The organism is Nonomuraea lactucae (assembly GCF_003313395.1).
GTDB classification, from domain to species: Bacteria; Actinomycetota; Actinomycetes; order Streptosporangiales; family Streptosporangiaceae; genus Nonomuraea; species Nonomuraea lactucae.
Genome location: NZ_QNFZ01000733.1, coordinates 1 through 3,865, shown reverse-complemented (window position 1 = coordinate 3,865; position 3,865 = coordinate 1). Strand labels below are relative to the sequence as shown.

At 74.4% G+C, this 3,865-nt stretch carries 3 protein-coding genes and 1 pseudogene; all 4 read left to right on the top strand.

Features of this window, described 5'->3' with window-relative positions; genetic code table 11:
- Nucleotides 1-265: pseudogene (locus DQW85_RS26290) on the top strand (PHP domain-containing protein); the annotation flags it as partial.
- 70 nt (nucleotides 266-335) lie between these two features.
- Nucleotides 336-1,223: a TIM barrel protein gene (locus DQW85_RS26285; protein ID WP_113702621.1), complete on the top strand. Its 888-nt coding sequence runs from the start codon at nucleotides 336-338 to the stop codon at nucleotides 1,221-1,223.
- Nucleotides 1,220-2,338, top strand: a complete 1,119-nt coding sequence (locus DQW85_RS26280; protein ID WP_240197433.1) for a Gfo/Idh/MocA family protein — start codon at nucleotides 1,220-1,222, stop codon at nucleotides 2,336-2,338. The genes DQW85_RS26285 and DQW85_RS26280 overlap by 4 nt, the downstream gene beginning before the upstream one ends.
- On the top strand, nucleotides 2,335-3,865 hold a 1,531-nt coding region (locus DQW85_RS26275; RefSeq protein WP_476703615.1), incomplete at its 3' end, for a glycoside hydrolase family 38 N-terminal domain-containing protein. The genes DQW85_RS26280 and DQW85_RS26275, both read left to right, overlap by 4 nt.

Genomic DNA, 3,865 nt, shown 5'->3' with positions numbered 1-3,865 from the left:
GACCACCTGGGTCCTGGCCGAGGACACCGGCGCCGTGCTCGCCGCCGTGGCGGCCGGGCGCACCGCGATCTCAGCCGGGCCCGGCGAGCCGCTGCTCCTCAGGCTCGGCCACGAACTGCTCGCCCTGGACGCCGACGGCCTGATCCTGGTGCGCCCCGACGGCGCCCGCCAGGTGGTCCGCGGCGACCGGGCGCTGGTGCCCGCCCGGGAGGGACGGCACCGCCTGGAAACCCACGAGAACGAGGTGATGGCGCTGTGCGCGTGAGACCCCCGCGAACCCGGACACGTGACAGCCAGAGAGGCAACCAGAGAGGCAAGGTGACGGCGCCGTGCGAATGACCAGGGTCGCCAACGCCCCGGTGAGCTTCGGCGTCTTCGAGCTGACCACCGCCCCGCCGCCGCTGTCCGCGGGCGAGATGGTCGACGCCGTCGCCGCCGCCGGATACGACGGCATCGACCTCGGCCCGCCCGGCTACCTGGGCACCGCCGACGACCTGGCGGACCGGCTGGGCGGCCTGCTGCTCGCCGGGGGCTGGGCCGACCTGCCATACCACGACCCCGATGCGTTCCGTAAGGCGCTGCCCGCCCTCGACGCGACCCTGGATGTGTTCGCGGCGGCGCCCGCTGCGCCCGAGCACTTCGCACCCAGGCCGACGCTCGGCGGCCCGAGCTCGCCCGAACGCTTCGCCAGGCCCGGCGGGAACGCTCCAGGGCTCGCCCCCGGCGAGTGGGCCGGGTTCGCCGCGCGTGTGCAGGAGACGGCCGACCGCTGCCGCGAGGGCGGCTTCGAGCCGGCCTTCCACCACCATCTCGGCACCCACGTCGAGAGCGCGCGGGACGTCGAGCGCCTGCTGGAGCTGACGGACGTGCGGCTCTGCCTCGACACCGGTCACCTGCTGCTCGCCGGCGGTGACCCGGTCACCGCGCTGCGCGACTGGGCGGGCCGGATCGGCCACGTCCACATCAAGGACGGCGACACGGCGATCCAGGCCGAGGCGCTCGCCGAGGGCGCGGACCTGCGCGAGCTGATGGGCCGCGGCGGCTTCCCACCGCTCGGGGAGGGTGAGCTGGACCTGCCGGGAGTGGTCCGCGCACTCGGCGAGACCGGCTATCGGGGCTGGGTCGTCATCGAGCAGGACACGCTGCCGGGCCGGCGCACCGTCGAGCGGAACATCGCCGACCAGGCGGCCAACCGAGAGAAGCTGAGAGAGCTGGGACTGTGACATCGAGTTCGGGAGAACGCGCCCTGAAGATCGCGCTGGTCGGGTGCGGCGCCGTCACGCAGGCGGTCTACGTGCCGCTGCTGTCGCGCCGCCGCGACCTGTTCGAGGTGACCGCCGTCTGTGACCTGTCCGGGGCGCTCGCCGTCGAGGTGGGTGACCGGCTGGGTGTGGCCGCCTGCCACACCGCCCTGGACCGCATGCTGTCCGAGGGCGGCTTCGAGGCCGTGCTCGTGCTCGCCTCCGGCTCGCACGGCGAGACGGTACGGCAGGCGCTCGGCGCCGGGTACGCCGTGCTGTGCGAGAAGCCCCTGGCGCTGACCCGGGCGGAGGTCGCCGCGCTGCCCGAGGGCAGGCTCATGGTCGGCTACATGAAGCAGTACGACCCGGCCGTGCGCCGGGCCGAGAAGCTCCTCAGCGAGGCGGGCGGCCCGGCGGCGATCAGGTCGGTCGAGGTGACCGTGCTCCACCCCAGCGGCGAGTCGCAGCTGGCCTTCGCCAACCTCGCCCGCGCCCGCGACGTGGACCCGGAGCTGATCGCCGAGCTGCGGGCCGACGAGGACGCGCTCGTCTCCCGGGCCCTCGGCGAGGCCGCACCCGGCGCCGTGCGCTCGCTGTACGGGGTGGCGCTCGGGTCGATCTGCCACGACCTGTCGTTGCTGAGGAGGTTCACCGGGTCGCCGGCCGAGATCTCCCACGTCGAGACGTGGGGGCCGGGGCCGGGCTCCGTCGAGATCTCGGGGCCGCTGCCGGCCGCCGGGAGGTTCTCCATCCGGTGGCACTACCTGGAGGACTACCCCGCCTACCGCGAGACCGTGGCCGTCCACCACGACCGCGGCACGCTGGAGCTGGCCTTCCCCTCGCCGTACCTGATGAACGCCCCCACGACCCTGACCGTCGTCTCCACGGACGGTTCCGGAGCCGAGAGCCGCACCGAGTGGCGCGACGTGTCCGAGGCGTTCGAGCGGCAGCTGGCCGCGTTCCACGCCTTCGTGACCCGTGGCGAGCCGCCGCTCACCGGTGCGGACGGCGCCCTGGAGGACATCGTCACGGCCCAGCGGGTAGCCGCCCGCTACGCCGTACAGCACGACCTGCCGATCGGAGGAGAGGCCGAGTGAACGCGGAGCAGGCCGACAGGGGCGAGATCGTCGTCGTCCCGCACACGCACTGGGACCGGGAGTGGTACGAGCCGTTCCAGCGCTTCAGGCTGCGGCTCGTGGCGCTGCTCGACGAGGTGATCGAGACGATGGAGCGCGAGCCCGGCTACCACTTCACCCTCGACGGGCAGCTCGCCTGCGTCGACGACTACCTGGAGGTGCGGCCCGAGCGGCGCGACCGGATCGCCGCGCTGGTCGAGTCGGGGCGGCTGGCGGTGGGGCCGTGGCAGATCCTGCTCGACGAGTTCCTGTGCTCCGGCGAGAACATCGTCCGCAACCTGGAGCTCGGCATGGATCGGGCGGACAAGCTCGGCGGAGCCATGCCGGTGGGCTACCTGCCGGACATGTTCGGGCACGTGGCGCAGATGCCGCAGATCCTGCGGAAGGCGGGGCTGTCGCACGCCTGCGTCTACCGGGGGGTGCCGTCGTCCGTGGTGACGGACGCGTTCGCCTGGGTGGCGCCCGACGGGACGGCCGTGCGGACGCAGTACCTGCCGGCGGGCGGCTACGGCAACGGGGCCCACCTGTTCGAGGAGCCGGAACGGCTGGCCGAGCGGGCGGCCGGGTTCACGGCGCGGATGCGGGAGTGGCACGGGCCGGACGGGCCGCTGCTCGCGATGTACGGCACCGACCACTCGGCGCCCGTGCGCGGCCTGCCCGGGTTGGTCGCCGCGATCGGCGCCCGCATGGACACCCTGTGCGGCTACACAGAAGCGTATGGGGACGCCGGGGCCGTGGAGGGGCTGCCGCGCGTCGAAGGTGAGCTGCGCTCGCACGCCCGCGCCAACATCCTGCCCGGCGTCGTCTCGGTGCGCGCGCACGTCAAGCAGGCCATGGGCCGGGCCGAGCGGATGGTCGAGCGGTACGCCGAGCCGCTGGCCGCGCTCTGGGGCGGCGAGTGGCCGGCCCGCTTCCTCGACATGGCGTGGTGGCGGCTGATCGACGCGAGCGGCCACGACTCCGTCACGGGATGCGGCGTGGACGACACGGCCCAGCAGGTGGCGGCCCGCATCGCCGAGGCCGAGCACCTCGGGCACGCAGTCCGCGACATGGTGACCGCCGGGCCGGCCGCCCGCGTGCCGTCCGGCGGGGTGCTGGTCGTCAACCCGACGCCGGCCGTCCGGCGCGGCGTCGTGTGCGTGGATGTGGCCGGGCACGACCCGCTGGTGGACGCCTCGGGCGCGGCCGTTCCGCTCCAGCCGCTGGAGTACGAGCCGACGCTGCTGCTGGACGAGGAGATGGACCCGGCCACGGCGCTGACGCTCGTCCACGGGAACGAGCTGTACGGGCAGCAGATCACCGGCTGGACGGTGGAGGACGGCGTGCTCACCTTCACCGTGGCACGCGAGTCGCGCACGCCGTTCGCCGCCGGCGAGCTGCGCGGCGGGCCGGACGGTGGGCCGGACGGCGGGCTGGACGGCGGGCTGGACGGGGTCACGAGGGTGCGCATCGTCGCCGAGCCCCGCCGCACCGTGGCGGCGTTCGTGG